Origin of the sequence: Rhodoblastus sphagnicola (assembly GCF_002937075.1) — a bacterium.
GTDB classification, from domain to species: domain Bacteria; phylum Pseudomonadota; class Alphaproteobacteria; order Rhizobiales; family Beijerinckiaceae; genus Rhodoblastus; species Rhodoblastus sphagnicola.
Window position 1 is genome coordinate 1 of sequence record NZ_NHSJ01000078.1, and the last position, 25,121, is coordinate 25,121.

Sequence of the window (25,121 nt, forward strand, 5' to 3'; positions counted from 1 at the left end):
ATGAAAATGCTCTAGATTCTTGTTTTAACGCATTTTCTTCACGCGAACCGGTGTCCCCTTCGCTTGAAAATGCTCTACTCCGCCGCTTCTGGCAAAAACCTCCCCGCCAGCGCATCCGCGATCAGCGCCCGCGTGTTGTCCAGCCCGTAAAGCGCGGCGAAGGAGCCGAAGCGCGGGCCGCGATCCTCGCCCAACAGCACTTGGTAGAGCATGTTGAACCAGTCGTTCGAAACGCCGGGACGTTCGGGCGTCGCGCCTTTGGCGTTCAAATTCTGATAACGCGGAATCGGACGGGCGACGTCGTAAAGCAGCGTCTGAATCTGTTCGGCGCTGGCCTCGGCCGGCAGGGTCGCCAGGGCGTCGCAGAGTTTTTGCAGCGCCGCGCGCTCCACCTCGTCGGCGGCGCGATAAACCTTCTTCGGCTTCACGAAATCTCGGAAATACAGCACCGCATAGCCGATCATCTTGTCGAGGCGCGGGTATTTTTCCGGGCTGGCGGCGGGCGCGTAGCGGCGCAGGAAACCCCAGAGCACAGAAGGGTCTTCGCTGTTGGCCACGGCGGCGAGGTTGAGCAGCATGGCGAAGGAAATCGCCATTCTCTTTGCCTCGCCGGCGGGCTGCCCTTTGGCCCCTTCCTCATGCGCGATGAATTCTGGCGCCGGCGGCTCGCCCGTGTGGATGTGCCAGACGGCGTTGCCGAGCCGGTTCCTGGCGTCCTGGCGCGGATAGGCGTCGAGAAAGGCCAGATATTCGTCCACGGCGCGCGGGATCACGTCGAAATAGAGCTTTTTCGCCTCGCGCGGCTTCCAGTACATGAAGAAGGCGAGGCTTTCCGGGCTGGCGTAAGTCAGCCATTGATCGATGGTCAGGCCATTGCCCTTGGATTTTGAAATCTTCTGGCCGCTCTCGTCGAGGAAGAGTTCATAATTGAAACCCTCCGGGGCCGCGCCATCGAGCGCGCGGGCGATCTGCCCGGAAAGTTTCACGGAATCGATCAAATCCTTGCCGGCCATTTCGTAATCGACGCCAAGCGCGCACCAGCGCATGGCCCAGTCGGGCTTCCATTGCAGCTTGCAGGCGCCGCCGGTCACCGGGGTCTCGAACCGCTCGCCCGTATCGGGATCGCGCCAGGCGATCAGGCCGCGCGCGACATCCACCTCCTCCAGCGCCACCTGCATCACGATCCGCGTGCGCGGATGGATCGGCAGGAAGGGGGAGTAGGTGGACGCGCGCTCGGCCCGCAGCGACGGCAGCATGATTTTCTGCACCGCTTCGTAACGCGCCAACATCTTTAACAGCGTCGCGTCGAACCGGCCGGACGTATAATATTCGGTCGAGGAGCCGAATTCGTATCGAAAACCGAAATGGTCGAGAAAAGACCTGAGACGCGCATTATTGTGCGCGCCAAAGCTCGGATATTCGCCGAACGGGTCGGGAACTTCGGTGAGCGGCTTGCCGAGATGGGCGGCGACCAGCTCCTTGTTGGGAATATTGTCCGGGACTTTGCGCAGACCGTCGAGATCGTCGGAAAAGGCCAGCAGCCGCGTGGCGATCCGCCCTTCGGTGAGGGTTTCAAAGGCGTGGCGCACCATCGTCGTGCGCGCGACCTCGCCGAACGTGCCGATATGCGGCAGACCCGAGGGGCCATAGCCGGTCTCGAACAAGACCTGTTTCTGACCGGTGCGCTCGATTCTCGCCACGAGTTTCTTCGCCTCCTCGAACGGCCAGGCGTTCGAGGTTTTTGCGAATTGGACGAGTTCGGACGCAAGATCGGTCATTTGCAAGATATTCCGCGTGCAAGCTGGAGGAGAGGACAGCTTTTTTAGAACGGCGGCGCGCCGGTGGAAACCCGCATCTTGCGCCGCGCCGCAATATCGTCGAAAAATCGCCTTGATCTCAGCCGTGGGGATAAACTTGGCCCTCGTCTATAAAATCACGCCCCGTGACGAATGGGCCGCCGCCACGCAGCGCGGCCTCTACGAGGGCGCGCCGGTCGATCTGCGCGACGGCTTCATCCATTTCTCCACGGCGGGACAGGTCGAGGAGACGGCGGCGCGGCATTTCGCCGGCCAGACCAACCTGCTGCTGGTCGCCTTCGACGAGACCGACCTCGGCGAAAAGCTTGTTTTCGAACCTTCGCGCGGCGGCGCGCTGTTTCCTCATCTTTACGCGCCGCTGAACCCCGCTTTGGCGCGATCCGTCCATCCCCTGCCCCTGCGCGACGGCGCCCACGATTTTTCCGGATTGCTGCCATGACGGGTTTGTTCGATTCCCTCGCCCTCCCCCTCCTGCATGGCATGGACGCCGAGCGGGCGCATAATCTCACCCTGTTCGCGCTCTCGACCTTTCCGCTGCCGCCGGCGCCGGACGACGATCCGATCCTGGCGCAAAATGTGTTCGGGCTGGATTTTCCCAATCCCGTGGGCATGGCGGCGGGCTTCGACAAGGAGGCCAAGGTTCCGGACGCGCTGCTGAAACTCGGCTTCGGTTTCGCCGAAGTCGGCACGCTCACGCCGCGCCCGCAAGCCGGCAATGAAAAACCGCGCCTGTTCCGCCTGCACGAGGATCGCGGCGTCATCAACCGCTTCGGCTTCAACAACGCCGGCCACGAAAAAGCGCGCGAAAAATTGTTGCGCCGCGCGTCCCGTGGCGGCGTGGTCGGCGTCAACATCGGCGCCAACAAGGATTCGACCGACCGCGCCGCCGACTATGTCGCGGGCGTGAAGAATTTCGCCGATCTCGCCAGCTATTTCACCGTCAACATTTCCTCGCCCAACACGCCCGGCCTGCGCGATCTCCAGCAGGCGGACGCGCTCGACGACCTTCTGGCGCGGGTGCTCGCCGCCCGCGACGAGGCGGCGGAAGACCTGCCGCGCCGCCCGGTGCTGCTGAAAATCGCGCCGGACCTGACGCTCGCCGATCTCGACGACGTGGTGCGGGTGGCGCGTGAACGCGGCGTGGACGGCATGATCGTCTCCAACACAACGCTGGCGCGGCCGGACTCGCTGCGCGACGAACTGTCAAACGAAACCGGCGGCCTCTCGGGGGCGCCGCTGTTCGCGCTCTCCACCCAAATGCTGGCCCAGACCTTTTTGCGAGTCGAAAACCAGTTTCCCCTGATCGGCGTCGGCGGCGTGGATTCGCCTGAAGCCGCCTGGGCCAAGATCAAGGCCGGCGCGAGCCTGATCCAGCTCTATTCGGCGCTGGTCTATGAGGGCCTCGGCCTGGTCGCGCGGATCAAGCAGGGCCTCGTCGAGCATTTGCGCAGCCGCGCGCTGAGCGGCATTGGTCAGGCGATCGGGTCCGGCGCAAAAGACTGGTTGTGAGCGCGCCAGCGGCCAAATCCTCGATGGCTCGACCGCCTCCGGCTACGACATCATGCTCGGGTTCTATCAGGCTTTGTGCCCCTCCTCGGCGCCGAAGCCCAAAAAATGAGGCGCGAGCGCGTCAACTCTCATTGAGCGCCCTGGTCGCGGCGGCGACCTTCGCCGTGGCCTTGTCCAGCGTCTTCGCGGCCCATTCGGCCCGCTCCAACTCGCGCAGCCGCGCCTTTCCGGCTTCGGCCCGGCCCGTCTCGATGGTGACTTTCGCCTCCGCCAATTGTTTTTGCGCCACATGCAATTCGTCGGCGAGGGAGATCGCCGCCATCACCACGATGCGCTGCTCGCCGATTTCGCCGAACGCGCCGCGCAGATCGCCGATCCTGGCCTCCAGCGACCGCGCGAGATTTTCGATATGCGGCTGCTCGCCCTCCTCGCAATTCATGCGATAGGTGCGACCGGCTATGGTCACCACCGCCTGCGCCATCATGCTTCTCCCGGCGCGGACGCGAGGATCGACCGCACGGCGGCGCTGGCGCGCGCGACCCGCCGCGCCGCCTCGATCTGGTTGTCCTGAAGGGTCTCGATGCGCCCGTTGGCGGCGTCGAGCGCCCGCGCCAGCCGCGAACGATCCTCCTGCAAGGTGGAATATTCGGCCTCCTGATCGGCCAGTTGCGTCCGGCGGTCGGTTTGCATCCCCACGGCGCGGTCGAGCGCCTCCAAAGCCGTTTCGAGCCGCCCGATCGCGGCGCTCACCAATTGTTCGGCCGAAACAGGCGGCTCAGGCAAGGCGAGTTGCTTGCCGGGGCGAGACTCGTGCCGGGACTCTTGCCGGGGCTCGTGCCGGGACTCTTGCCGGGACTCTTGGCCAGACGCGGGACGCGACTCATGGCCAGACTGCTGGCCAGGCTCCTGACCAGGCTCTTGGCCAGGCTCTTGACCAGGCGCGGGTCCTGGACGCGGACTGCGAGGATCTATCGGCAATGGGGACAAGTTCAAGCTTTCGTCACGAATCCTCAGGCGAGGATATCAGATTCAATTTAGCAAAGTCGCGCGCCGCGCCAAGAGGCGGCGCGCGCCATTCCGCAGGAGAGCCGCTCAAATCCGAGCGGCGCCTATTTCCTGAGCAAAAACGCGCTGCGGAATGATGCGCCCAAGACGTCGCGATTTGCTATTATAATCCCCTTGGATGCGTTGACAGTCAGGGGCGACCTGCTATCAACCCGGTTGAACTTTCGTTTATGCCGATGATCTCGCAGCAAGCAAAATCCGCCCCCTATGATCAAACCGGCGGCAATTCTCCGGCCTGGACCGATGGACGCCGTTGCGTCAGGCCACGCAAACGGATTAAAGGCCAATCAGCAACAGAAGCGCTGAACCCCGCGCTTCGCGGGCGGACCGCCCGCCCATACCCTAACGGGAAACTCGAGGAGCGAAACGCATGACTGTCAAAGTTGCCATTAACGGATTTGGACGTATCGGCCGCAACGTGCTCCGCGCGATTGTCGAATCCGGCCGCAAGGACATTCAGGTCGTCGCGCTCAACGATCTCGGCTCGGTCGAGACCAACGCCCATCTGCTGCGCTACGATTCCGTCCACGGCCGCTTCCCCGGCGTGGTCAAGGTCGAGGGCGACTCGATCGATGTCGGAACCGGCCCGATCAAGGTGCTCGCGGTCCGCAACCCGGCCGAACTGCCCTGGGGCGCGCTCGGCGTCGATATCGTGATGGAATGCACCGGCATTTTCACCGCCCGCGACAAGGCCGCCATCCATCTCGCCGGCGGCGCCAAGCGCGTGCTGGTCTCCGCCCCCTCCGAGGGCGCCGACCTCACCGTGGTCTATGGCGTGAACCATTCCAAGCTGACCAAGGACCATATCGTCGTCTCCAATGCGTCATGCACCACCAATTGCCTCGCCCCGGTCGCCAAGGCGCTCAATGACGCCATCGGCATCGACAAGGGCATCATGACGACGATCCATTCCTACACCGGCGACCAGCCGACGCTGGACACCTATCACAAGGATCTCTATCGCGGCCGCGCCGCCGCTCTGTCGATGATCCCGACCTCGACCGGCGCCGCCAAGGCGGTGGGCCTGGTGCTGCCCGAACTGAACGGCCGTCTCGATGGCTTCGCCCTGCGCGTGCCGACCCCGAACGTCTCGGTGGTGGATTTGAAGTTCCTCGCCAAGCGCGCCACCACCAAGGACGAAGTTAACGCCACGATCAAGGCGGCGGCGGAAGGCCCGCTCAAGGGCATTCTCGGCTACACCACCGAGAAGAACGTCTCCGTCGATTTCAACCACGACCCCCATTCCTCGATCTTCCACATGGACCAGACCAAGGTGCTGGACGGGAACCTTGTTTCGGTCCTGTCCTGGTACGACAACGAATGGGGCTTCTCCAACCGCATGGCGGACACCGCCTTGGCGATGGCCAAGCTGATCTGAGCCTGATTTTCAGGGCGCGTCCTTTGGGACGCGCCTTTTTTCTGCCCCGCTCCCCAGTCGCCGTGAGTTTTTCATGTCCGCTTTCCGCACCCTCGATTCCGCCGATCTCAAGGGCAAGCGCGTGCTTGTCCGCGTCGACCTCAATCTGCCCATGGAAAACGGCAAGGTCACCGACGCCACCCGCATCGAGCGCATTCTGCCGACCCTGAACGAGATTTCGCAAAAGGGCGGCAAGGTCATCCTGCTCGCCCATTTCGGTCGCCCCAAGAATGGCCCGGACGAGGCCAATTCTTTGAAACATGTGGTCGGCGCGCTGGAACAGCATCTCGGCAAGCCCGTGGCTTTCGCCTCCGACTGCATCGGGCCGGTCGCCGCCGAAGCCGTCGCCAAATTGAAGGACGGCGACTTCCTGCTGCTGGAAAACACCCGCTTCCACAAGGGCGAGGAAAAGAACGACCCGGCTTTGGTCGATGCCTTGGCCCTGCTCGGCGACATCTATGTCAACGACGCCTTTTCGGCCGCGCATCGCGCCCATGCCTCGACCGAGGGCGTGGCCCACAAGCTGCCGGCCTATGCCGGACGCACCATGCAGGCCGAAGTCGAGGCTTTGTCCAAGGCTTTGGACCATCCGCAGCGCCCGGTGGCGGCCGTCGTCGGCGGCGCAAAAGTTTCGACCAAGCTGGAACTGCTGGGCAATCTCACCAAGAAAGTGGATTTCCTCATCATCGGCGGCGGCATGGCCAACACTTTTCTCGCCGCGCAAGGCAAAAAGGTGGGCAAGTCGCTGTGCGAGCATGACCTGCTCGACACCGCCCGCGAAATCCTGAAAACCGCCACCGAAAACAAATGCCGGATCGTGCTGCCGGTGGACGTTGTGGTGGCGCAGGAGTTCAAGGCCCATGCGCCGTCGCGCGTCGTTGCGGTGGAAGCGGTTGGCGACGCCGACATGATCCTCGACGCCGGGCCGAAATCGGTCGCGGAAGTGGAAAAGGTTTTGGGCGAGGCCAAGACCCTGGTGTGGAACGGCCCGTTCGGCGCCTTCGAACTGGAGCCTTTCGACGCGGCCACCAATGCCGTAGCGAAATTCGCCGCCCGCCTGACCGGCGAGGGCAAACTGCTGACGGTCGCCGGCGGCGGCGATACCGTGGCGGCGCTGAACCACGCCGGCGTGGCGGAACAATTCACCTATGTCTCGACGGCGGGCGGCGCCTTCCTCGAATGGCTCGAGGGCAAAGTGCTTCCCGGCGTCGAAGCCATCCGGGCATAATAATGCTGCCGCCGCGCCTGACACATTCGGAACTTGGCGAGTTCATCGGGCTTTGCCTGGCGTCCGCATCGCATGTGGTCGCCAATGCAGGGCAGATCCGCCCTCCGATATTGATCGAGCGCGAGGTGAGTTTTCTGTCGGGCGCCAAGATCAACTCCAGAGGCATAAGCGTGCGCGACGCCCCCAATCCGGAGGTCGCGGCCAGCCAAAGCATGTTGATCGCGCAAGCGGAATATTCCAAACGCTTCCCGAAGGCGCGTTGTCTGGCCGCCGTGTTGTTTGTCGCACATCGTGAGTTGGGCGAAGGCGCCTGGCGGCCGGCGATCCTCGTCAGGGCGGGCAGCGCGAAATTGGGTAAAGAATATCTGGCTGTCCTGAACTTCAGCCAGAGTTGCTCAGGACAACTTCAAGGCTTCGAACCTCTGACGCTCGAGATACCAAAAGAACTCGGGCGCGGTTTTGAGGCCGGCGAGCACGACGCTCTGATGCAGAGCATACGAAAAGGCAAGGACGGCGCGCCCGTAAACCTGCGAGAGGCCGCCGCCTGGTGAACCGACATCCGTCAAGGAGGAACTCTTATGGCCCGCATTACCCTTCGCCAATTGCTCGACCACGCCGCCGAGCACGACTATGGCGTTCCCGCCTTCAACATCAACAATATGGAGCAGGCCCTGGCCATCCTGGCCGCGGCGTCCGAAGTGGACGCTCCCGTCATCATCCAGGCCTCGCGCGGCGCCCGGCAATATGCCAATGACGTCATGCTCAAGCACATGATGGACGCGCTGGTCGAAATCTATCCGCAGATTCCGATCTGCGTGCATCAGGACCATGGCAACGGCCCCTCCACCTGCTTCACCGCCATGCAGGCCGGTTTTACGTCCGTGATGATGGACGGCTCGCTCAAGGAAGACGGCAAGACCCCGGCCGACTGGGACTATAACGTCCACATCACCAAATATGTGGCGGATATGGCCCATCTCGGCGGCATTTCCGTCGAGGGCGAGTTCGGCGTGCTCGGCTCGCTGGAAACCGGCGAGGGCGAGAAGGAAGACGGCCACGGTTTCGAGGGCAAGCTCTCCCACGACCAGCTTGTCACCAACCCCGCCGACGCCATCAAATTCGTCAAGGCGACCGGCGTGGACGCGCTGGCCATCGCCATGGGCACCTCGCACGGCGCCTATAAATTCACGCGCAAGCCCGACGGCGCCATCCTCGCGATGAACGTCATCGAGGAAATTCACCAGAAGGCGCCGGGCCTGCACATGGTCATGCACGGCTCCTCCTCGGTGCCGCAGGAGCTTCAGGACATCATCAACGCCTATGGCGGCAAAATGCCGCAGACCTGGGGCGTGCCGGTCGAGGAAATCCAGCGCGGCATCAAGCACGGCGTGCGGAAAATCAACATCGACACCGACAACCGCATGGCCATCACCGGCGCGATCCGCAAGGTCTTGACGCAAAACCCGGCCGAATTCGACCCGCGCAAATATCTGAAACCCGCCAGCGACGCCATGCAGAAGATCTGCAAGCAGCGCATGGAGGAATTCAACACGGCGGGCCAGGCCTCAAAGATCAAGAAGGTGCTCACGCTCGGCGAAATGGCCAAGCGCTACGCCTCCGGCGAACTGGCCCCCAAGACGGCCTGAACTTCGCCTGTTCAGCATGACATGGGGTCGCGGTTGCCGCGGCCCCATTTTTGCCGTCAAATGGCGTCACGCATCCGTTCCCTGTTCCCGCCAAGCCCGTCGATGGACGGGCGTCCCCCGCGGGGAGAGGGGACGACCAGCGCCCATCCCTCACGACTGTGCCGATGACCGACTTCATACGACCGCGCCTCTACCTCATCTCCCCGCCGCTGTCCTCGGCGGAGGACTTCGCCCCCAAGCTGGAAAAAGCCCTGGCTTCTGGCGACGTCGCCTGCGTTCTGCTGCGTTTCGCCACGCCGGACGAGGGAACGCGCAAGAAAATCGCAAAGGCCTTGGCGCCGGCGATCCAGCAGGCCGAAGCCGCCGCGCTCGTGCTGGATGACCCGCAACTCGTCGCCCGCGCCGGCCTCGACGGCGCTCATATCACCGGCATTGGCGAGAATTTCGAGGGCGCGCTGGACAGCCTGAAGCCCGAACGCATTGTCGGCGTGGGCGGTCTGGACAGCCGCGACGCCGCCATGGCCGCCGGCGAGACCGAGGTCGATTACCTGCTGTTCGGCGCCCTGGACGCGCAAGACAACGAGGCCGAAGCCACGCTGGAATGGACGTCCTGGTGGGCGGAAGTTTTCAACGTGCCCTGCGTCGGCGTCGCCCATGCGGCCGAGGAGGTCGAGGCGCTGGCGAAATCCGGCGCGGAATTCGTCGGGCTTGGCGCCAGCTTCTTCGACGATCCCGAAAAAATCGCCGCCGCCCAGGCTCTGATCGACGCCCTGGAGCCGACCGCTTGATGTTGCGAAGGGCCGCGCTGTTGCTCGCGCTTTTGGCCGCGCCCGGCGCCGCGCCGGCCCGGGCGGACGGCCCGGCGCCGGATCTGGCTTTCGGCGCCTACCAGCGCGGCTATTACCAGACCGCCTTCGCCGAGGCGATGAAGCGCCTCGACAAGGACAAGAGCGACGCCGCCGCCATGACGCTGGTCGCCGAATTGGAGGCGCAAGGCCTGGGCGTGAAGCAGAACATGCCGGAGGCGCTGCGCTGGTATCGGCTCGCGGCGGCGCAGGGCGACAAGAACGCGCAATTCGCCCTCGCGCTGGCCAAGCTCGCCGGCAAGGAAGGTCCCAAGGACGTCGCCGGCGCGCGCGATCTGCTGGAGAAGGCGGCGGCGCGCAACCATGCCGGCGCCTGGATGCAACTGGGCATATTGGCGCTGGAGGGCAATGGCGTCGCCTCGGATTTCGCCAAGGCGGCCGAAAACTTTCGGCGGGCGGCGGACCTCGCCGACCCCGAAGCCGCCTATTCGCTGGGCCTGCTCTACCGCGAGGGCCGGGGCGTGGAAAAAGACCCGCAACAGGCCGCCTATTGGCTGAAAAGGGCGGCCGAGGGCGGATTCCTGGCCGCGCAGGTCGAATATGGCATCCTGCTGTTCAACGGCGACGGCATCCCCGCCGACGAGTCCGGCGGCGCCAAATGGCTGGTGCGCGCGGCCAACCGCGACAACCCCGTGGCGCAGAACCGCCTGTCGCGGCTGCTGTTTTTCGGACGCGGCGTCAAACAGGACCGGGTCGAGGCCGCCAAATGGAACATTCTCGCCGCGAGCGCCGGCCTGCGCGATCCCCGGCTCGACGGCGAATCCAACAAGCTCACCCCGCAGGAGCGGGCCCGCGTGGAAAAGTCCCTGCGCGATTATCTCGGAAAATAAGTCATGACCGGAGCCAATGAAGCGACCTTGCGCGCCTATGACGACCATGTGCGCGCCTATGTCGAGGGCACGGCGCATGAGGTCGGCGGCGCGCCGCGCGACTGGATCGATCGCGCGCTCGACGGCTTGCCGGCGACGGCGCGAATTATCGAGATCGGCAGCGCCTTCGGCCGCGACGCCGCCTATGTCGCGTCAAAAAACTTCGCCGTCGAATGCACCGACGCCGCGTCCGGCTTTGTCGCGGAATTGCGCGCGCGGGGGTTCGACGCCCGACAGTTCAACCTGCTCACCGACGATTTCGGCGCAACTTATGACCTGATCCTCGCCAATGCGGTGCTGCTGCATTTCAACCGCGAGGACCTGCCGCGCGTGCTGGCGAAAGCGCGGGCCGCGCTCAACCCCGGCGGGCGGCTGGCCTTCAGCCTCAAGGGCGGAGAGGGCGAGGGCTGGTCCAGCGCCAAGCTCGGGGCGCCCCGCTATTTCTGCTACTGGCGCGCCGAGCCGCTTGCGGCGCTGCTGGCGGGCGCCGGATTCGCGCGCTGGTCCATCGTGGAAGCGCAGACCAACCGCGCCCACGCCGACTGGATCTTCACCATCGCAACGGCGCCGTGAGCCAATGTCCTTGACGCCGCCGCCCCCGCTTGGCACACAACCTCCAACTTTCGTTCAATCCCCCCGGACCTCCCCATGATCAATTCCGCCCTGATGAATGTGATGACCGCCGCCGCGTTCAAGGCCGGGCGCGGGCTGAAACGCGATTTCGGCGAGGTCGAGAATTTGCAGGTCTCGGTCAAGGGCCCCGGCGATTTCGTCACCATCGCCGACAAGAAGTCGGAAAAGACCCTGTTCGACGAACTGTCCAAGGCGCGTCCGGGCTATGGCTTCATTCTTGAGGAAGGCGGCGTGGTCGAGGGCTCGGACAAGAGCCACGTCTGGCACATCGACCCGCTCGACGGCACCACCAACTTCCTGCACGGCCTGCCGATCTTCGCCATTTCCATCGGCCTGGAGCGCGACGGCCAGATCGTCGCCGGCCTGGTCTACAATCCCGCCACCGACGATATTTTCGTCGCGGAAAAGGGCCAGGGCGCCTATTACAACAACCGCCGCATCCGCGTCTCCGCGCGCCGCGACATGGCGGAGGGCCTGATCGCCACCGGCATTCCGCCGCTGGCCAACGCCAAGATCCACCCGACATTCAAGGCCGAACTGGCTTGCGTCATGACCCGCGCCGGCGGCGTGCGGCGCCTCGGCGCGGCCGCGATCGATCTCGCCTTCGTCGCCGCCGGCCGTTTCGACGGCTACTGGGAGCGCGGCCTGAAAAGCTGGGACATGGCGGCGGGCCTGCTCTTGATCCGCGAGGCCGGCGGCTATGTGTCCGACGCCGATGGCGGACAGGCCATGCTGACGACCGGCGGCGTCTGCGCCGGCAACGAATTCATCCACCGGCAATTGCTGGATTTGCTCAAGAAGGCGTGAGGCCTCACTTGACCTTGTCGCCCGGCGTGTCCCTTGATAGACCGGCGAATGAATGGAGAGCCGACCATGACGTCAAGCGACCCATACCGCCTGACACCGCCCACAATGTTCCTGGTGCGGATGGCGGTGTTCCTGACTCTTGTCGGCTTCGTCGGCTTTATCCTGAACAAGCAGATCAAGCTGGCCTTTTTCGCCAATCCCGGCCTCAACGGCCTGATCGTCGGCGTCGAACTGTTCGGGATCATTCTGTCGATCATGCAGGTGACGCGGCTTTACCGTGAAATCGCCTGGGTCGGCGGCGAAGGCGCGCGCGATCCCATACTGCTCGCCCCGATGGCGCGCATCCTGTCCTCGCGCGGCGACGCGCCGCTCACGCAAGCCTTGCTGCGACATGTGCTGGATTCGCTGGCCACGCGCCTCGACGAATCGCGCGAGACCTCGCGCTACCTCACGGGCCTGATGGTGTTCCTCGGCCTGCTCGGCACGTTCTGGGGCCTGCTGGAAACGGTGGGCTCGATCAGCGGCGTGATCAGCTCGCTTCAGGGCGGTTCGGAAATGGCGTCGCTGTTCAACGACCTCAAGAGCGGGCTGGCGCGCCCGCTGTCAGGCATGAGCCTCGCCTTCACCTCCTCGCTGTTCGGCCTCGCCGGTTCGCTGGTGCTCGGCTTCCTCGACCTTCAGGCGGGGCAGGCGCAGAACCGCTTCTTCATCGAGCTTGAGGACCGGCTGTCGGACGAGGTGGACACCGAGGTCTACGCGCCGGTCGCGCCCGGCCACGATTCGATCCAGCATCTCGCCGCCGGCGTGCAATCGATGGTGCAGCACATGCGCCAGGAGCAGCAGTTGATTCGCGACTGGGTCGAGGCGCAGGCCGAGCGGCAGGAACTGCTCCAGTCCTCCCTCGACCAGTTGTTCGCCGCGCAGGACAGGGAGCCGCGCTGATGGCGCTGTCGCGCGCGCGTCGGCGCGAGCCAATGAATTACTGGCCGGGCTTCGTCGATGCGCTTTCGACCCTGCTGCTGGTGTTCACCTTCCTGCTGTCCGTGTTCGTGATGGCGCAATATTTCCTGTCGCGCGACGTCGGCGGCAAGGACAAGGCGCTCGCCAAGCTCAACCGCCAGCTCGAAGAGCTGACCGATCTGCTGACGCTGGAAAAGAGCAGCACGACGGAAGCGCACAAGAAGATCGCCACGCTGAACGCCACGCTGGAGGCGACCAGGCGCGACCGCGACGCGCTGATGGCCAGCGCCGCCGCCGGCGCCGGCAGCGCGGCGGAGGTGATCGACGCGCAAAAACAGCTTTCCGCCAAGGCGCAATCCACCGTCGATCTGCTCAACCAGCAGATCGCCGCGCTGCGCAGCCAGTTGGCCGCAGTGCAGGAGGCGCTGTCGGCGCAGGAGGCCAAGGACAAGGACAGCCAGGCGCGCATCGCCGATCTGGGGTCGCGGCTCAATGTCGCGCTTGCGCAAAAGGTGCAGGAGCTGGCGCGCTACCGTTCAGATTTCTTCGGGCGCCTGCGCGAAGTCCTCGGCGACCGCCCCGATGTCAAAGTGGTCGGCGACCGTTTCGTGCTGACCTCCGAAGTGCTGTTCGACCGGGCGCGGGCCACGCTGTCGCCGCAGGGCAAGGCCGAGATCGACAAGGTCGCCGCCGCCCTGGCCGATGTGGTGAAGGAAATTCCGCCGGAAATTCCCTGGGTGCTCAGGGTTGACGGCCACACCGACAAGACGCGGATCCGCTCGGCGCCGTTCAAGTCCAACTGGGAGCTGTCGGCGGCGCGCAGTCTGGCCGTGGTCGAGTATCTGGTCGACAAGGGGTTCGATCCCCACCACATTCTCGCCGGCGCTTTCGGCGACCAGCAGCCGATCGACGATGGCGACAGCGAGGAAGCCCTGCGCCGCAACCGCCGCATCGAACTGAAGATCACGGATCGGTGACGACAAGACTGCGGCGGTACGAGGACTCCGATTGGCCGGAGCTTCTGGCGCTGTGGATCGCGGCCTGGACGCAGGCGCGGTCCGACATCGATTTCACCGCGCGCGCAAACTGGCTGGCGGAGCTGTTCGCCAGATCGCGAGAACACGGCGCGGACATTATCGTCGCCGAGGACGAGGGCCTTGCGGGCTTCGTCCTGTTCGATCCCGCCCGGAAATGGCTGGAGCAGATTGCGGTCCACCCGCGCGCGCAGGGCGCGGGCGTGGCGCGCCTGCTGGTCGGCCATGTGAAAAAAGCCTGCCCCGAGGGGGTGGCGCTTTCGGTGAACACAGACAACGCGCGCGCCCTGGCCTTTTACCGCCGCGAAGGTTTTACGCTCGACGGCGAGGGGAGCAATCCGCTGTCAGGCTTGCCGACCCGCCGGCTGCGCTGGGCGCCCGACCTCACGCCAAGGCCAGCGCCTCCACCCCGGCGTTGAACTGCAACCGCGCCAGTCGCGCGTAAAGCCCGTCGCGGGCGACGAGGTCCGCATGGCTTCCCTGTTCGACAATGCGCCCGCCCTGCATCACCAGAATGCGGTCGGCGGCCAGCACTGTGGCGAGGCGGTGGGCGATCACCAGCGTGGTGCGGCCCTGCATCACATGGTCGAGCGCTTCCTGCACCAGCATTTCGTTTTCAGCGTCGAGCGCGGAGGTGGCTTCGTCGAGCAGCAGGATCGGCGCGTCTTTCAAAATGGCGCGGGCGATGGCGAGGCGCTGGCGCTGGCCGCCCGACAGGGTGACGCCGCGCTCCCCCAGCCGGGTCTCCAGCCCCTCGGGCAAGGCGCGTAAAAAATCCAGCGCCACCGCCTGTTCGGCCGCCGCCTCGATCTGCTTCAAACTGGCGCCCGGCGCGCCATAGGCGATGTTCTCAGCCGCATTGGTGGCGAAGATCACCGGCTCCTGCGGCACCAGCGCGATGCGTCGGCGCCAGTCGCCGGGATCGGCGTCGCGGGCCTCGACCCCGTCGATGCGGATGGTCCCGGACAGCGGATCGTAGAAACGCATCAACAGTTGGAACAGGGTCGATTTGCCGGCGCCGGAGGGACCGACGATGGCGACCTTCTCGCCCGGCGCGATTCTGAAACTGAGGTCGGTGAAGACCGCGCGATCTGGACGGCCGGGATAGGCGAAGCTCACGTTTTCGAACGCGATCTCGCCGCGCGGCGGCTGCGGCAGGGCGAGCGGGCGCGCCGGCGCCGTGATGAGCGGCTGGGTCGCCAGGATTTCGGCGAGGCGGCCGGCGGCGCCGGCGGCGGCGGAAATTTCGCTCCAGACTTCCGAAAGCTGGCCGAGCGACGACGCGCCGAGCACGGCGTAAAGCAGGAATTGCGACAATTCGCCGCCGGTCATGCGTCCCGACAGCACGTCATGGGCGCCGAGCCAGAGCACGCCGACCACGCTGGCGGTGGACAGGAACACGGCAAAGCCGGAGAGCACGGCGCGGGCGCGCAACGCGTCGCGCGCCGCCGCATAGGCGCCCTCGGCGGCGGCGGTGAACCGCGCCTGCGTCGCCGGTTCGGCGCCGAAGGCCTGCATGATGCGGATGGCGGACAGATTTTCGGTGGCGAAGGCGTTGGCTACGGCGAGCGTGTCCTGCGCGTCCCGCGAGCGGGCGCGCACGGCGCGACCCGAGGCGAACAGCGGCAGGATGATCACGGGAATGCCGACCAGGACCAGAGCCGACAGTTTCGTGCTGGTGAAGATCATCAGGCCGATGGCGCCGATGAACATGAACAGGCTGCGCAGCGCGATGGAGGCGGTGGAGCCGAAGGCGGACTTGATCTGGGTGGTGTCGGCGGACAGCCGCGAGGCCAGTTCGCCGGTTTGCGCCGTATCGTAAAAGGCGGGGTCGAGCCTTGTGAGATGGGCGAACACATCGGCGCGCAGGTCGGCGACGATGCGCTCGCCAAGCGTCATCACCAGCAGATAGCGGCTCGCCGAGGACACAGCGAGCACGCCGACCACCGCGATCAAGGCGAGAAAGTAGAAATTGATGGTGTCGGCGTGATCGGCGGCAAAGCCGTTGTCGATCATGCCGCGCACCGCCAGCGGCATCACCAGCGTCGCGGCGGAGGCGACGGTCAGCGCCGCCAGCGCGGCGAGCGCCCAGCCGAGGCGCTTGCGGGCATAGGGCAGAATCGGGGCGAGGCTTCGGAGGGAATCGCGCGGCGAGCTTTTCGGCGGAACATCGGTCATGAGGCCTATATAGGCGACGCCCAACCAAAAGACAGTCCTACGTCCTGGCGGTGAAGGGCGCGGGCGATTCAGCGCTTTCCGCTTGCTCCGGCGGCCATTGTGGTATACGAGACGCCCTCTCAAATCTTGAGCGCGGAAACGCGCCGATCCGGTTCCAAGGCGGCGATCCGTCACGGGACGAAGCCGCAGGGTGCAACCATGAAGTCCGACATCCATCCCGAATACCATGTGATCAAGGTCGTCATGACCAATGGGACCGAGTTCCTGACCCGTTCGACCTACGGCAAGGAAGGCGACACCCTGAACCTCGACATCGACCCGATCACGCATCCGGCCTGGACCGGCGGCTCGCAGCAGCTGCTCGACCGCGGCGGCCGTCTGTCGCGCTTCAACTCGCGCTTTGGCGGGCTGTCGTTCGGCAAGAAGCAAGCCTGATCCTTCTTCCGAAGATTCAAAGGCGGCCAATTGGCCGCCTTTTTCATGCCGCATATTTTTCTGTCGCCGCCGCGATCGGCGCCGTGAACCGCAGGCCGGCGAAACCGTCGCGCAGCCAGACGACCTGCGCGGGAATCCGCGCCTTGTCCTCGAATTCCAGTTCGAGCCGCTCGCCATCGCACAGGTCCGGCGGCGCGACCACGCGCACGCCGGTGTCGGAAATATCGACCAGCCGCGTTTGCGCCGTGCGTCCCTGGGCGAAGATCAGCACGCCCTGGGTAGAGGCCTTGCGCACCATCACCCGGCGATCCCTGACGTCCTGCTCCATGGCGGAGAGAAAATCCTCCAACGCATCGCCAAGCTTGCGCGAGGACTTGATGATAAAGCCGGTGGCGGTGGTGACGCAATCGGCGTCGCGGCTGGTCTCGACCACGATCTCGGTCATATGGGCGACTGAAGCGCTCGAACGCGTCGTGCTGTCGGCGGCGGCGGAAATGGCATGGGCGATTTCGCTGGTCGCCATGCTCTGCTGTTCCACCGAATTGGAGACGGCGCTCGCGAGTTGATCGACCTCCTCGACCGAACGCGCGATCTTGCGGATATCATCCACGGTCGCCTGCGTGGCTTGCTGGATGCTCCCGATCTGCTCCGCGATCTCGTCCGTCGCGCGCGACGCCTGAGCAGCGAGCGTCTTGACCTCAGCGGCGACGACGGCGAAGCCCCGACCCGCTTCACCGGCGCGGGCGGACTCGATGGTGGCGTTGAGCGCGAGCAGATTGGTCTGCGCGCTGATGGACTTGATGGCGCCCACAATGGCGCCGATCTTCTCCGCCATCTCGGCCAAGCCGCTTACACGAGCGTCGGCGCCGCGCGCCGCTTCGGCCGCATGGCCGATCTGGGCGCTGGCGCCGCGAATTTGGCCGCTGACCTCAGCCAGCGAAGCGGACAGTTCCTCCGCCGCCGCCGAAACAGTCTGGACGTTCTGCGACGAGTCCGCCACTTGGCCAATCGCGACGGCGCCCGCCCGTTCCGCATTATGCGCGGCCTCATTCAGTTGCACCGCCGAGAAGCTCATATCCGTCGTTTCGCGCGCCAGAGCGTCGACGACCTCGACGATGCGGGCCTGGAACTGCCCGATGGATCGGCTCAGGGTTTCCTGCCGCTCCAGTTCCTTTTGCCGTTCGGATCGGGCCTGTGCTTCCAGGTTCCCGCGCATGCTCGTCTCCGCGCGGAACACCACCATGGCGCGGGCCAGCACCCCAATCTCATCGCGCCGATTGGGGTCAACGCTGATTTCGCTCGCCTTGAGATCGCCGAGGGCGAGCGCCGACATGGCCTTGGTGATCTGGCCCAGAGGCAGGGAGAGCGACCGCGCGACGGCGCGGCTGAACAAGCCGACCGCCAGCGCAACGCCAAGGATCAGCAGCGTCGCCGCGAACAGGGCGGCGCGCGCGGCATTCGACTGCGCCGCCACATGGGTGGTCAGTTCTCCCGCGAGGGCGTCCTCAAGGCCTTTCATGGCGTCGATCCTTGCCGTGGCGGCGGCGAACCAGACGGCGTTGGTCACTCCCGTCTGACCGTGCAGCGCAGCGGCCTCGGCGCGCGCGCGCATCTCGGCGATGGCCGTGTTCGCCTGCGAGTCGAGAAAGCTCTTGATGCGCTGTTCGGCCCCCGCGCCGCCAAAACGCTGGGCCACGCGCAATTGCTGGTCCTGCATGGCCCCCAACGCCGCAAAGCGCGTGTAGACATCGGGATCGAACCCCTGCGCGGAGAAGGCGCGCGCGCCGTTGGCCCGCTCCTGTCCGGCATATTCCTTGGCGCGCAACAGGGCGCCATAGGCGATGACGCCGCGCGTGGTGGCGTTCAGGGAGGCCTGTTGCGTCATGTCCTCGACCGGCGCGAGACCGGCGGCGATGACCTCGGTATAGGCGCGCACGGCCTCGTCGGCCTTGATGCTGTCACGATCGACCTCCCCCCGCACTTGCGGCAAACGGTCGAGTTGCGCGGAGATCCCGGCGGTCTGCGTGTCGGACCGGTCGCTGAGCGCCGCGCGCAGGGCGCGAATGGCGGCGTCGGTGCGCGCCATCTGCGCCGACCGTTTCGGGGGAATCGCGGGGTCGTCGCGATTTTTCAGCACGCTCGCGGTGAGGCCGCGCTCGATCTGCGTCTCATGCACGAAGGCGCCGAGCAGGGGCCCGACATCCACCGTCCGCGCGATCTGTCGCGCTTCGCCGAGGTCTTTTGCATCCTGAAAAATGATAAAGGCGCCAAAGGCGATCAAGGCGAGCAGCGGCGCCCCCGCGATCAGGGCGATGCGGCGAGGAATGGTCAAATGGTCGAAGCGAAACATGGCCTGTCCTGACTGCGGAAACCCGCAACCAGAGAACAGGCCGACTGGTTAACGAAGTTAACAATTCCGTTGGGGCCGTCGGTAAGGATTCCGCCGGCTCATTGTTTCATCACAAACAAGCCATCGGCGACCTGGAAGCTCGTCAGCTTCTTCAGGAAACTCATGCCGAGCAGGGTGATCGACGCCTTGCCGGGCTGGGCGACGGCGGCCTCCACGTCGTAAACCACAACGCCGCCGACGCGAATTTCCCGCAGCCGCGCCGGCGCGACGCGGCCCTCGCCGTTCGCGGTCTGGCTACGCACCGTATAGGCCGATGCGGGCGGATCGATGTTGAGCAGCCGCGCGTCCTCGGCGGTGAGGAGAACATGGCTTGCGCCGGTGTCCACCAGCGCGTCGATGCGCGCGCCATTGATTTCCACGCGCGCGCGATATTGCGCCGCGGCGTCCGGCGCGAGTTCGACCCGCCCCCAACCGGAGCGGGTCGGCGCGGGTTTCTCGGCGGACACGACATTGGCGGCGGAAACGGGGGGCGGAGGCGCGACCGGGAAGAAACGCGCGAACCAGTGATCCTTGAGGGCGCTGACGGCCAACAGCGATATGACCACGAGCGCCACAGCCATTTTCATCACATCGCCAAGCATGAATGTCCGTCCCGCGTCCTGCCTTCGCGGGCGATTATGCGTCCGATACGTCAAGCAGGGGTAAATGACGCGACGTTCAAGCGCATGTGTGCACGCGCATGTGTGAACGAAAGGTCATCGGATGAGTCCGTCGGCGCTTACGCCGTGTTCACATTGATCGCGAAAACCCCGACGAAGGAGAATAACCCAGCGTCATTTACACGGATTTTAAGGCTCACGCTGCGACGTTCGCTTTATGCGCAATTGTGCGCGTCGAATTGACGAGAAAACAATGTTTGCAACGCCACGCGGAATTATGCGCCCAAAGGCCGCGACTTGGCGCCTGGCGGCCGCCGCCCGGCGCCTGATGGTCGCGCGGGACGGATCGACGGCGGTCGAGTTCGCCCTGATCGCCATGCCATTTCTGGTCGTTCTGATCGCGATTTTCCAGGTCGCCGTGATATTTCTCGCGCAGCACGAACTTGAAACGGCGGTCGAAAAGACCGCGCGCGGCCTGCTGACCGGCCAAACCCAATCGGCCGGCCTGACGCGGAGCCAGTTCGCCAGTTCGGTCTGCGCGAAGCTGCCGGCCTTGTTCGACTGCTCCAAACTCATGATCGATCTGCAGACGGCCGGCGCTTTTTCCGCCGCCGATACGACCGCGCCGACGCTCACCTACGATGCGAGCGGCAATGTCACCAACGCCTGGCAGTTCAATCTGGGCGCGTCCGGCAACATCATGGTGCTCAGGGTGATGTACCAGTTCCCGGTCCTGCCCGGCCTGATGAATTTCAATCTGTCGAATCTCGGCAATGGCGCGCGGCTGTTGATGGCGAGCGCGGTGTTCCAGGCGGAGTCCTACTGATGAGGCGCTTTCCCCAAATCCTGAGGACATTCTGGCGCGCGCGCGGCGGCGCTTTCTGGCGCGCGCGCGGCGGAGCTTTCTGGCGCGCGCGCGGCGGCTTGGCCGCGATCGAATTCGCCCTGATCCTGCCGATCGCCATCGCCATGCTGTTCGGCGAATTCGTGCTCGGCGAGGCCCTCAGCATCAACCGCAAGGTGTCGATCGCCTCGCGCACCATCGCCGATCTGGTCGCGCGCAAATCGTCGCTGACGAGCGCCAACCTGTCGACGATCCTGACCGCCTCCACGCAGATCGCCGCGCCCTATAGCAACGGAATGACCGTGGTGGTGGCGGAAGTCACCACAGACGCCAACCTCGTGACGACCGTCACCTGGAACCAGGCGCTCAACACGACGGGGCTCACCAATGGCGCCGTCGTCGCCCTGCCCGCCGGCATGGCCCAGGCCAACACGTCCCTGATCTACGCCAGGGTGGTCTACGCCTACACCCCGCTGGACGGGAAGACCATGTTCGGGACCATTCCGATTTCCAACACGTTTTACATGCCGCCTCGCACCTCGGCCACCGTGACCTGCATCGGCTGCTGAAGCCATTTGGGGAAAACAGATGAATCGACTTAAACCCTTCAAACTCAAGGCCATGCTCGCCGACCGGAATGGCAATGTCGCCATTCTCTTCGCCCTGGCGGCGATTCCGCTGTTCATCGCCCTGGCCGCCGCCGTCGATTACGCCCGCGCCGCCAAGGCGCGCGGCGAAATAACCGCGATCGCCGACGCCGCCGTGCTGACCGGCACAACGCCGGCTATGATGGCCCAGACCGCCGCGACCGCCACGACCGCCGTCACGAATATGTTCACGGCTCAGGCGCAAGGGATCAGCGGGTTGAGCTACGATCCAACCAAGTTGACCGTGAGCGTGGTTGACACGCCGATGGCGAACTACGTCCAGCGAACAATCAATGTGGCGTATCTGGCTCAGGTGCCGAATGTGTTTGGCGCCTTCACGCGGGCGCAATCCGGCTTCACCGTCACGTCGGCGGCGACCACAAGCAGCGCGCCCAATATCGACTTTTACATGCTGGTGGACACTTCGCCGTCGATGGAGCTGCCCGCGACCACGCAGGGCGTGACCGACATGGTCAACCAAACCCACTGCGCCTTCGCCTGCCACGAGACCAATATGGCCGACACAGAATCCAAGGGTTATGTCGGTTACGGCAAGATCGACAGCTACACCTATGCCGAGAAAAACGGCATCGCCCTGCGCATCGACAATGTGCGCGCCGCCGTCAAGAATGTTGCAACGTCAGCCTATTCGACGATGACAAGCAATGGCGCCAATTACCGCATGGCGGTTTACGGGTTCAATTACAATTTCAGCCAGTTCCAAGGTCTGATCGACACGACCAGCGCAAATGTTGCAACCATCCAGGGAAATGTGAGCGGCTTGATCCCGCCGCTGATGGCCAGCAACAACAATCTTGCGGGCAATCAGACCTATCTCTATCCAACCAGCGCCTCAACCTATAACTCCGTCGTCCTGGGCAATTCTCCGCTTGCCAATGACGACGCCATGACCGACTTCAGCTATGCGATGAAGCAGATCAACACGGTCATGCCGAACCCCGGCAATGGCACCAATGTGAGCGGCGACACGCCACAGGGCGTGCTGGTGATCATTACAGACGGCGTGGTGGACGCAAGCTTGTATTCGTCTACATCCTGCAACGTAAACACGACCTTGCCCTACTCCAACACTTATGGCTCATTCACCCGCTGTCAGGCGCCGATCGACACGGCCATGTGCACGACGATCAAGAACCGCGGCATTCGTATCGCGGTGCTCTACACCACCTATCAGCCTATCAATGGGCAGTACTGGTACGACACCTACGTCGGCCCCTATATCTCGCAAGTGCCAGCCAATCTGCAGGCCTGCGCCTCCTCGCCGGCGCTTTACAAAGAGGTGACGACCGACGGCGACATCAAGACGGAGCTGAACAATCTGTTCAAGAAAGCTGTGTCCACGGCGCCGCGCCTGACGAACTGAACGCGCGATCACGTTCCGCGCGGTTTCGCGCGCGTCGTGGGGACGGCGCGCGCGGGATCGTCGGGCCAGAGGTGGCGGGGATAGCGCCCCTTCATCTCGGCCTTTACCGCCGCCCAGGAGCCGCGCCAAAAGCCGGGCAGGTCGCGGGTGATCTGGATCGGCCGATGCGCCGGCGACAGCAGATGCAGGGTGAGCGCCACCCGTCCGCCCGCGATTTTCGGATGGTCGGCGAGGCCGTAAAGCTCCTGCGCGCGCACGGCGAGGACCGGCCCCTCCGGGCTGGAATAATCCAGCGCGACGCTCGAGCCGGCGGGCGTGAGGAAATGGGTCGGCGCCTCCGCGTCGAGCCGCCGCGACAGCTCCCAGGGCAACAGCGCCGCAAGCGCGGCGTCGAGTTTTTCCGGGCCGATGTCGTCGAGCTTGCCGCAGCCCTCTATATAGGGCGCCAGCCAGGTTTCCGCATCGGATAGCCCGGCCTCACTCAAATCGGGCCAGGGATTCGCGTCCGCGCCGGCGCAGCCGAAGGCCTCGCGCAAAAAACCGACGCGCGCGCGCAATTGCGCCTGCCCCTTGCTCCAGTTCAGCCGGTCGACGCCGCGCTCGGCGGCGCCGCGCGCCAGAAGCGCCGCCTCCTCGGAAGAGCCGGTGAGCGGCAGGGTCTTTTCCGCCAGCGTCAGGGCGTGGTAGCGCCGGGTTTCGCGCCGGCGCAGGGCGCCGCTGGCGGCGTCGAAACGGGTTTCCGCGTTCGTCGAGATTTCGGACGCGAACAGGGCCTCGAATTCGGCCTCGTCGAGCGCGGCGGCGGCGAGGATGCGGCTGGCGCCGGCGCGGCCCGTGACTTCGGCGATGGCGAGGAATTTTTCACGCGCCAGGGCCAGATGCGGTTCGAGGCTGGCGGCGCGGCCGTTGGCCATCAGGAATTCGCCGGGTTTTCCGCGCGCGCGGGCCACGCGGTCGGGAAAGGCCAAGGCGATCAGCGCGCCCGGCGAGAGATCGCGCGGCGCCGCCGTTTCGCCGAGAACGCGCGCGGCGTCGCGCAACCCATGTTTCCAGCCCTGCGCCAGCCGCCGCGCATCTTTCGCACGAGGGCCGGCCTCCCTTGACCAGCGGTCCAGCCGTTCAGCGAGGTCGGCGGCGTCGCCACCCAGCCCGCGCTCGGTAAGCAGCACCGCCAGTTCGCAAGCCTCCTCGCCACGCCCAAAGGTTTGCGCGCGTAAAACCATGCGGGCGAGGCGCGGCGGCAGCGGCATTTTCCGCATGGCTTTTCCGCGCGGCGTGATCGCGCCCTCGGCGTCCAGCGCGCCGAGGTCTTGCAGCAGGGCGCGGGCCTCGGCGCTGGCGGCGGGCGGCGGCAGATCGAGCCAGCGCAGTTCGTTGGGGTCGCGGGCGCCCCAGGCGGCGAGATCGAGCAGCAGGCCGGCGAGATCGGCGGCGAGGATTTCCGGCTGGGCGTAGGCGGGCAACGATCCGGTCGCCGCCTCCTCCCAAAGCCGGTAGCAAATTCCGGGCTGGGTGCGGCCGGCGCGGCCCCGGCGCTGGTCGGCGGCGGCCCGCGAAGCGCGAAACGTTTCGAGACGGGTCAGGCCGAGGTCGGGCTCGAATCGCGGCGCGCGGACGAGGCCGCAATCCACCACCACGCGCACGCCGTCGATGGTGATCGAGGTTTCGGCGATGGAGGTGGCCAACACCACCTTGCGCCGCCCCGGAACCGCCGGACGTATCGCCCGGTCCTGCGCCCCGCGCTCCATGGCGCCAAAGAGCGGGCAGAGATCGACGCCGGGGTCGCGCAGTCTATCCTTGAGCAGGGTTTCCGTGCGCATGATCTCGCCCTGCCCCGGCAGGAAGACGAGGACGGAGCCATCCTGCTCGCCCAAGGCGCGCAAGACGGCGCGGGCGGCGGCCTCCTCGATCCGCTCGCGCGGATCGCGGCCGAGATAGAGCGTTTCGACCGGAAAGGCGCGGCCCAGCGATTCCACCACCGGCGCGTCGTCCAGCAGCGCCGCGACCCGCGCGCCGTCGAGCGTCGCCGACATCACCAGCAGGCGCAGGTCCGGCCGCAGCGCGTCCTGTGCGTCGAGAGCGAGCGCGAGGCCGAAATCCGCGTCAAGAGAGCGTTCGTGGAATTCGTCGAACAGGACGGCGGCGACGCCGTCCAGCGCGGGATCGTCGAGGATCATGCGCGCGAACACGCCTTCGGTGACGACCTCTATGCGGGTGCGCGGTCCGGCCAGGGTTTGCATGCGCACGCGCAGGCCGACCGTTCCCCCGATCTGCTCGCCCAGGGTCTCCGCCATGCGCTCGGCGGCGGCGCGGGCGGCGAGGCGGCGCGGCTCCAGAACGATGATTTTGCCATCTTCTCGCCACGTTTCTTGCAAAAGCGCCAGCGGAACGCGCGTGGTCTTGCCGGCGCCGGGCGGCGCGACCAGCACGGCGCGATTGTGCGCCGCAAGACGATCCCGCAGACGCGGCAGGGCCTCATCGATCGGCAAGGGGGACGGTGAGGGAGACGGGGCGACGACCATATCGCCTCATGCCAGCAATTCGCGCCATTCTCAACCTTTTGGCGCATTAACGCGAGGCCGCTCAGGGCAATCGGGCGAATGAAGAAGGGGCGCGCGCGGTCGCGTTCCCTTCTCCCGCCAAAGGGCGTCGGCGCCAGCCGAAGAAAAACGCCTTTGTTCTTGCGTTTGGACCCCTCATCCGCCCCCTTCGGAGCCGCCTTCTCCCACAAGGCCGCCGCTACAGCCATTCACCCGATTGCCCCGCGAGGCCC

General features: G+C 65.4%; 24 protein-coding genes. 17 read left to right on the top strand and 7 right to left on the bottom strand.

Annotated features, from left to right (window positions below):
* Positions 1–74 precede the first annotated feature (74 nt).
* The gene (locus CCR94_RS12470) at positions 75–1,778 is read right to left on the bottom strand and encodes a lysine--tRNA ligase (protein WP_104508181.1); all 1,704 of its coding nucleotides are present in this window, start codon (positions 1,776–1,778) and stop codon (positions 75–77) included.
* Positions 1,779–1,914: 136 nt separating this feature from the next.
* Here CCR94_RS12470 and CCR94_RS12475 point away from each other — a divergent pair, with 136 nt between their 5' ends.
* Positions 1,915–2,256 (top strand): DUF952 domain-containing protein, encoded by a 342-nt coding sequence (locus CCR94_RS12475; protein ID WP_210302295.1) that lies wholly within the window; start codon positions 1,915–1,917, stop codon positions 2,254–2,256.
* A complete protein-coding gene (locus CCR94_RS12480) occupies positions 2,253–3,326 on the top strand; it encodes a quinone-dependent dihydroorotate dehydrogenase (RefSeq protein ID WP_104508182.1) in 1,074 nt (357 codons plus the stop codon). Before CCR94_RS12475 ends, CCR94_RS12480 begins: the two co-directional genes overlap by 4 nt.
* 121 nt (positions 3,327–3,447) lie before the next feature.
* Here CCR94_RS12480 and CCR94_RS12485 read toward each other — a convergent pair whose 3' ends face one another.
* A complete protein-coding gene (locus tag CCR94_RS12485; RefSeq protein ID WP_104508183.1) occupies positions 3,448–3,807 on the bottom strand; it encodes a cell division protein ZapA in 360 nt (119 codons plus the stop codon).
* A complete protein-coding gene (locus CCR94_RS12490) occupies positions 3,807–4,076 on the bottom strand; it encodes a DUF4164 family protein (protein ID WP_158254739.1) in 270 nt (89 codons plus the stop codon). The genes CCR94_RS12485 and CCR94_RS12490 overlap by 1 nt, the downstream gene beginning before the upstream one ends.
* Positions 4,077–4,761: 685 nt before the next feature.
* On the opposite strand from CCR94_RS12490, the gene gap reads away from it, so the two are divergent.
* From gap to CCR94_RS12545, 11 genes are all read left to right on the top strand, one after another.
* Entirely contained in the window at positions 4,762–5,769 is a 1,008-nt protein-coding gene (gene gap, locus CCR94_RS12495) for a type I glyceraldehyde-3-phosphate dehydrogenase (protein ID WP_104508185.1), read from the top strand.
* Between the two features lie 73 nt (positions 5,770–5,842).
* A complete protein-coding gene (locus CCR94_RS12500; RefSeq protein WP_104508186.1) occupies positions 5,843–7,036 on the top strand; it encodes a phosphoglycerate kinase in 1,194 nt (397 codons plus the stop codon).
* 2 nt (positions 7,037–7,038) lie between these two features.
* Positions 7,039–7,587, top strand: coding sequence for a hypothetical protein (locus CCR94_RS12505; RefSeq protein ID WP_104508187.1), 549 nt, complete (start codon positions 7,039–7,041; stop codon positions 7,585–7,587).
* A 27-nt stretch (positions 7,588–7,614) separates the two neighbouring features.
* Positions 7,615–8,682 carry a class II fructose-bisphosphate aldolase gene (gene fba / locus CCR94_RS12510; RefSeq protein ID WP_104508188.1) on the top strand — a complete coding sequence of 356 codons (1,068 nt, stop codon included), beginning with the start codon at positions 7,615–7,617 and terminating at the stop codon, positions 8,680–8,682.
* 164 nt (positions 8,683–8,846) lie between these two features.
* Positions 8,847–9,470 carry a thiamine phosphate synthase gene (locus tag CCR94_RS12515; RefSeq protein WP_104508189.1) on the top strand — a complete coding sequence of 208 codons (624 nt, stop codon included), beginning with the start codon at positions 8,847–8,849 and terminating at the stop codon, positions 9,468–9,470.
* A complete protein-coding gene (locus CCR94_RS12520; protein ID WP_104508190.1) occupies positions 9,470–10,378 on the top strand; it encodes an SEL1-like repeat protein in 909 nt (302 codons plus the stop codon). The genes CCR94_RS12515 and CCR94_RS12520 overlap by 1 nt, the downstream gene beginning before the upstream one ends.
* Positions 10,379–10,381: 3 nt before the next feature.
* Positions 10,382–10,990, top strand: a complete 609-nt coding sequence (locus CCR94_RS12525; RefSeq protein ID WP_104508191.1) for a class I SAM-dependent DNA methyltransferase — start codon at positions 10,382–10,384, stop codon at positions 10,988–10,990.
* A 75-nt stretch (positions 10,991–11,065) separates the two neighbouring features.
* Positions 11,066–11,857, top strand: a complete 792-nt coding sequence (locus CCR94_RS12530; RefSeq protein ID WP_104508192.1) for an inositol monophosphatase family protein — start codon at positions 11,066–11,068, stop codon at positions 11,855–11,857.
* 66 nt (positions 11,858–11,923) lie between these two features.
* Positions 11,924–12,799: a MotA/TolQ/ExbB proton channel family protein gene (locus tag CCR94_RS12535; protein ID WP_104508193.1), complete on the top strand. Its 876-nt coding sequence runs from the start codon at positions 11,924–11,926 to the stop codon at positions 12,797–12,799.
* On the top strand, positions 12,799–13,794 hold the full coding sequence (locus CCR94_RS12540) for a peptidoglycan -binding protein (RefSeq protein WP_104508194.1): 996 nt from the start codon (positions 12,799–12,801) through the stop codon (positions 13,792–13,794). The genes CCR94_RS12535 and CCR94_RS12540 overlap by 1 nt, the downstream gene beginning before the upstream one ends.
* Positions 13,791–14,270, top strand: coding sequence for a GNAT family N-acetyltransferase (locus tag CCR94_RS12545; RefSeq protein ID WP_104508195.1), 480 nt, complete (start codon positions 13,791–13,793; stop codon positions 14,268–14,270). The genes CCR94_RS12540 and CCR94_RS12545 overlap by 4 nt, the downstream gene beginning before the upstream one ends.
* Here the strand turns inward: CCR94_RS12545 and CCR94_RS12550 are convergent.
* Positions 14,236–16,029: an ABC transporter transmembrane domain-containing protein gene (locus CCR94_RS12550; protein ID WP_104508209.1), complete on the bottom strand. Its 1,794-nt coding sequence runs from the start codon at positions 16,027–16,029 to the stop codon at positions 14,236–14,238. The genes CCR94_RS12545 and CCR94_RS12550 overlap by 35 nt on opposite strands.
* A gap of 198 nt (positions 16,030–16,227) precedes the next feature.
* On the opposite strand from CCR94_RS12550, the gene rpmE reads away from it, so the two are divergent.
* Positions 16,228–16,464 (top strand): 50S ribosomal protein L31, encoded by a 237-nt coding sequence (gene rpmE / locus CCR94_RS12555; protein WP_104508196.1) that lies wholly within the window; start codon positions 16,228–16,230, stop codon positions 16,462–16,464.
* A 43-nt stretch (positions 16,465–16,507) separates the two neighbouring features.
* Here the strand turns inward: rpmE and CCR94_RS12560 are convergent, their stop codons facing one another.
* Both CCR94_RS12560 and CCR94_RS12565 read right to left on the bottom strand, forming a co-directional pair.
* Entirely contained in the window at positions 16,508–18,814 is a 2,307-nt protein-coding gene (locus CCR94_RS12560) for a methyl-accepting chemotaxis protein (protein ID WP_104508197.1), read from the bottom strand.
* Between the two features lie 98 nt (positions 18,815–18,912).
* Positions 18,913–19,455, bottom strand: coding sequence for a retropepsin-like aspartic protease family protein (locus CCR94_RS12565; RefSeq protein WP_104508198.1), 543 nt, complete (start codon positions 19,453–19,455; stop codon positions 18,913–18,915).
* Between the two features lie 295 nt (positions 19,456–19,750).
* On the opposite strand from CCR94_RS12565, the gene CCR94_RS12570 reads away from it, so the two are divergent.
* Genes CCR94_RS12570 through CCR94_RS12580 form a run of 3 tightly spaced genes read left to right on the top strand, consistent with a single transcriptional unit; the run spans position 19,751 to position 22,348 of the window.
* Positions 19,751–20,299 carry a TadE/TadG family type IV pilus assembly protein gene (locus tag CCR94_RS12570; protein WP_104508199.1) on the top strand — a complete coding sequence of 183 codons (549 nt, stop codon included), beginning with the start codon at positions 19,751–19,753 and terminating at the stop codon, positions 20,297–20,299.
* Entirely contained in the window at positions 20,299–20,886 is a 588-nt protein-coding gene (locus tag CCR94_RS12575; RefSeq protein ID WP_104508200.1) for a TadE/TadG family type IV pilus assembly protein, read from the top strand. Before CCR94_RS12570 ends, CCR94_RS12575 begins: the two co-directional genes overlap by 1 nt.
* 19 nt (positions 20,887–20,905) lie before the next feature.
* Positions 20,906–22,348 (top strand): TadE/TadG family type IV pilus assembly protein, encoded by a 1,443-nt coding sequence (locus tag CCR94_RS12580; protein WP_104508201.1) that lies wholly within the window; start codon positions 20,906–20,908, stop codon positions 22,346–22,348.
* A gap of 8 nt (positions 22,349–22,356) precedes the next feature.
* Here the strand turns inward: CCR94_RS12580 and hrpB are convergent, their stop codons facing one another.
* Entirely contained in the window at positions 22,357–24,870 is a 2,514-nt protein-coding gene (gene hrpB / locus CCR94_RS12585) for an ATP-dependent helicase HrpB (protein WP_104508202.1), read from the bottom strand.
* Positions 24,871–25,121 lie beyond the last annotated feature (251 nt).

Bases quoted from the DNA above. Each gene is read 5' to 3' on its own strand.
- CCR94_RS12470 (WP_104508181.1), bottom strand. From the start codon at position 1,778: ATGACCGATCTTGCGTCCGAACTCGTCCAATTCGCAAAAACCTCGAAC.
- CCR94_RS12480 (WP_104508182.1), top strand. From the start codon at position 2,253: ATGACGGGTTTGTTCGATTCCCTCGCCCTCCCCCTCCTGCATGGCATG.
- CCR94_RS12485 (WP_104508183.1), bottom strand. From the start codon at position 3,807: ATGGCGCAGGCGGTGGTGACCATAGCCGGTCGCACCTATCGCATGAAT.
- gap (WP_104508185.1), top strand. From the start codon at position 4,762: ATGACTGTCAAAGTTGCCATTAACGGATTTGGACGTATCGGCCGCAAC.
- CCR94_RS12500 (WP_104508186.1), top strand. From the start codon at position 5,843: ATGTCCGCTTTCCGCACCCTCGATTCCGCCGATCTCAAGGGCAAGCGC.
- CCR94_RS12505 (WP_104508187.1), top strand. From the start codon at position 7,039: ATGCTGCCGCCGCGCCTGACACATTCGGAACTTGGCGAGTTCATCGGG.
- fba (WP_104508188.1), top strand. From the start codon at position 7,615: ATGGCCCGCATTACCCTTCGCCAATTGCTCGACCACGCCGCCGAGCAC.
- CCR94_RS12515 (WP_104508189.1), top strand. From the start codon at position 8,847: ATGACCGACTTCATACGACCGCGCCTCTACCTCATCTCCCCGCCGCTG.
- CCR94_RS12520 (WP_104508190.1), top strand. From the start codon at position 9,470: ATGTTGCGAAGGGCCGCGCTGTTGCTCGCGCTTTTGGCCGCGCCCGGC.
- CCR94_RS12525 (WP_104508191.1), top strand. From the start codon at position 10,382: ATGACCGGAGCCAATGAAGCGACCTTGCGCGCCTATGACGACCATGTG.
- CCR94_RS12530 (WP_104508192.1), top strand. From the start codon at position 11,066: ATGATCAATTCCGCCCTGATGAATGTGATGACCGCCGCCGCGTTCAAG.
- CCR94_RS12535 (WP_104508193.1), top strand. From the start codon at position 11,924: ATGACGTCAAGCGACCCATACCGCCTGACACCGCCCACAATGTTCCTG.
- CCR94_RS12540 (WP_104508194.1), top strand. From the start codon at position 12,799: ATGGCGCTGTCGCGCGCGCGTCGGCGCGAGCCAATGAATTACTGGCCG.
- CCR94_RS12550 (WP_104508209.1), bottom strand. From the start codon at position 16,029: ATGACCGATGTTCCGCCGAAAAGCTCGCCGCGCGATTCCCTCCGAAGC.
- rpmE (WP_104508196.1), top strand. From the start codon at position 16,228: ATGAAGTCCGACATCCATCCCGAATACCATGTGATCAAGGTCGTCATG.
- CCR94_RS12560 (WP_104508197.1), bottom strand. From the start codon at position 18,814: ATGTTTCGCTTCGACCATTTGACCATTCCTCGCCGCATCGCCCTGATC.
- CCR94_RS12565 (WP_104508198.1), bottom strand. From the start codon at position 19,455: ATGCTTGGCGATGTGATGAAAATGGCTGTGGCGCTCGTGGTCATATCG.
- CCR94_RS12570 (WP_104508199.1), top strand. From the start codon at position 19,751: ATGCGCCCAAAGGCCGCGACTTGGCGCCTGGCGGCCGCCGCCCGGCGC.
- CCR94_RS12575 (WP_104508200.1), top strand. From the start codon at position 20,299: ATGAGGCGCTTTCCCCAAATCCTGAGGACATTCTGGCGCGCGCGCGGC.
- CCR94_RS12580 (WP_104508201.1), top strand. From the start codon at position 20,906: ATGAATCGACTTAAACCCTTCAAACTCAAGGCCATGCTCGCCGACCGG.
- hrpB (WP_104508202.1), bottom strand. From the start codon at position 24,870: ATGGTCGTCGCCCCGTCTCCCTCACCGTCCCCCTTGCCGATCGATGAG.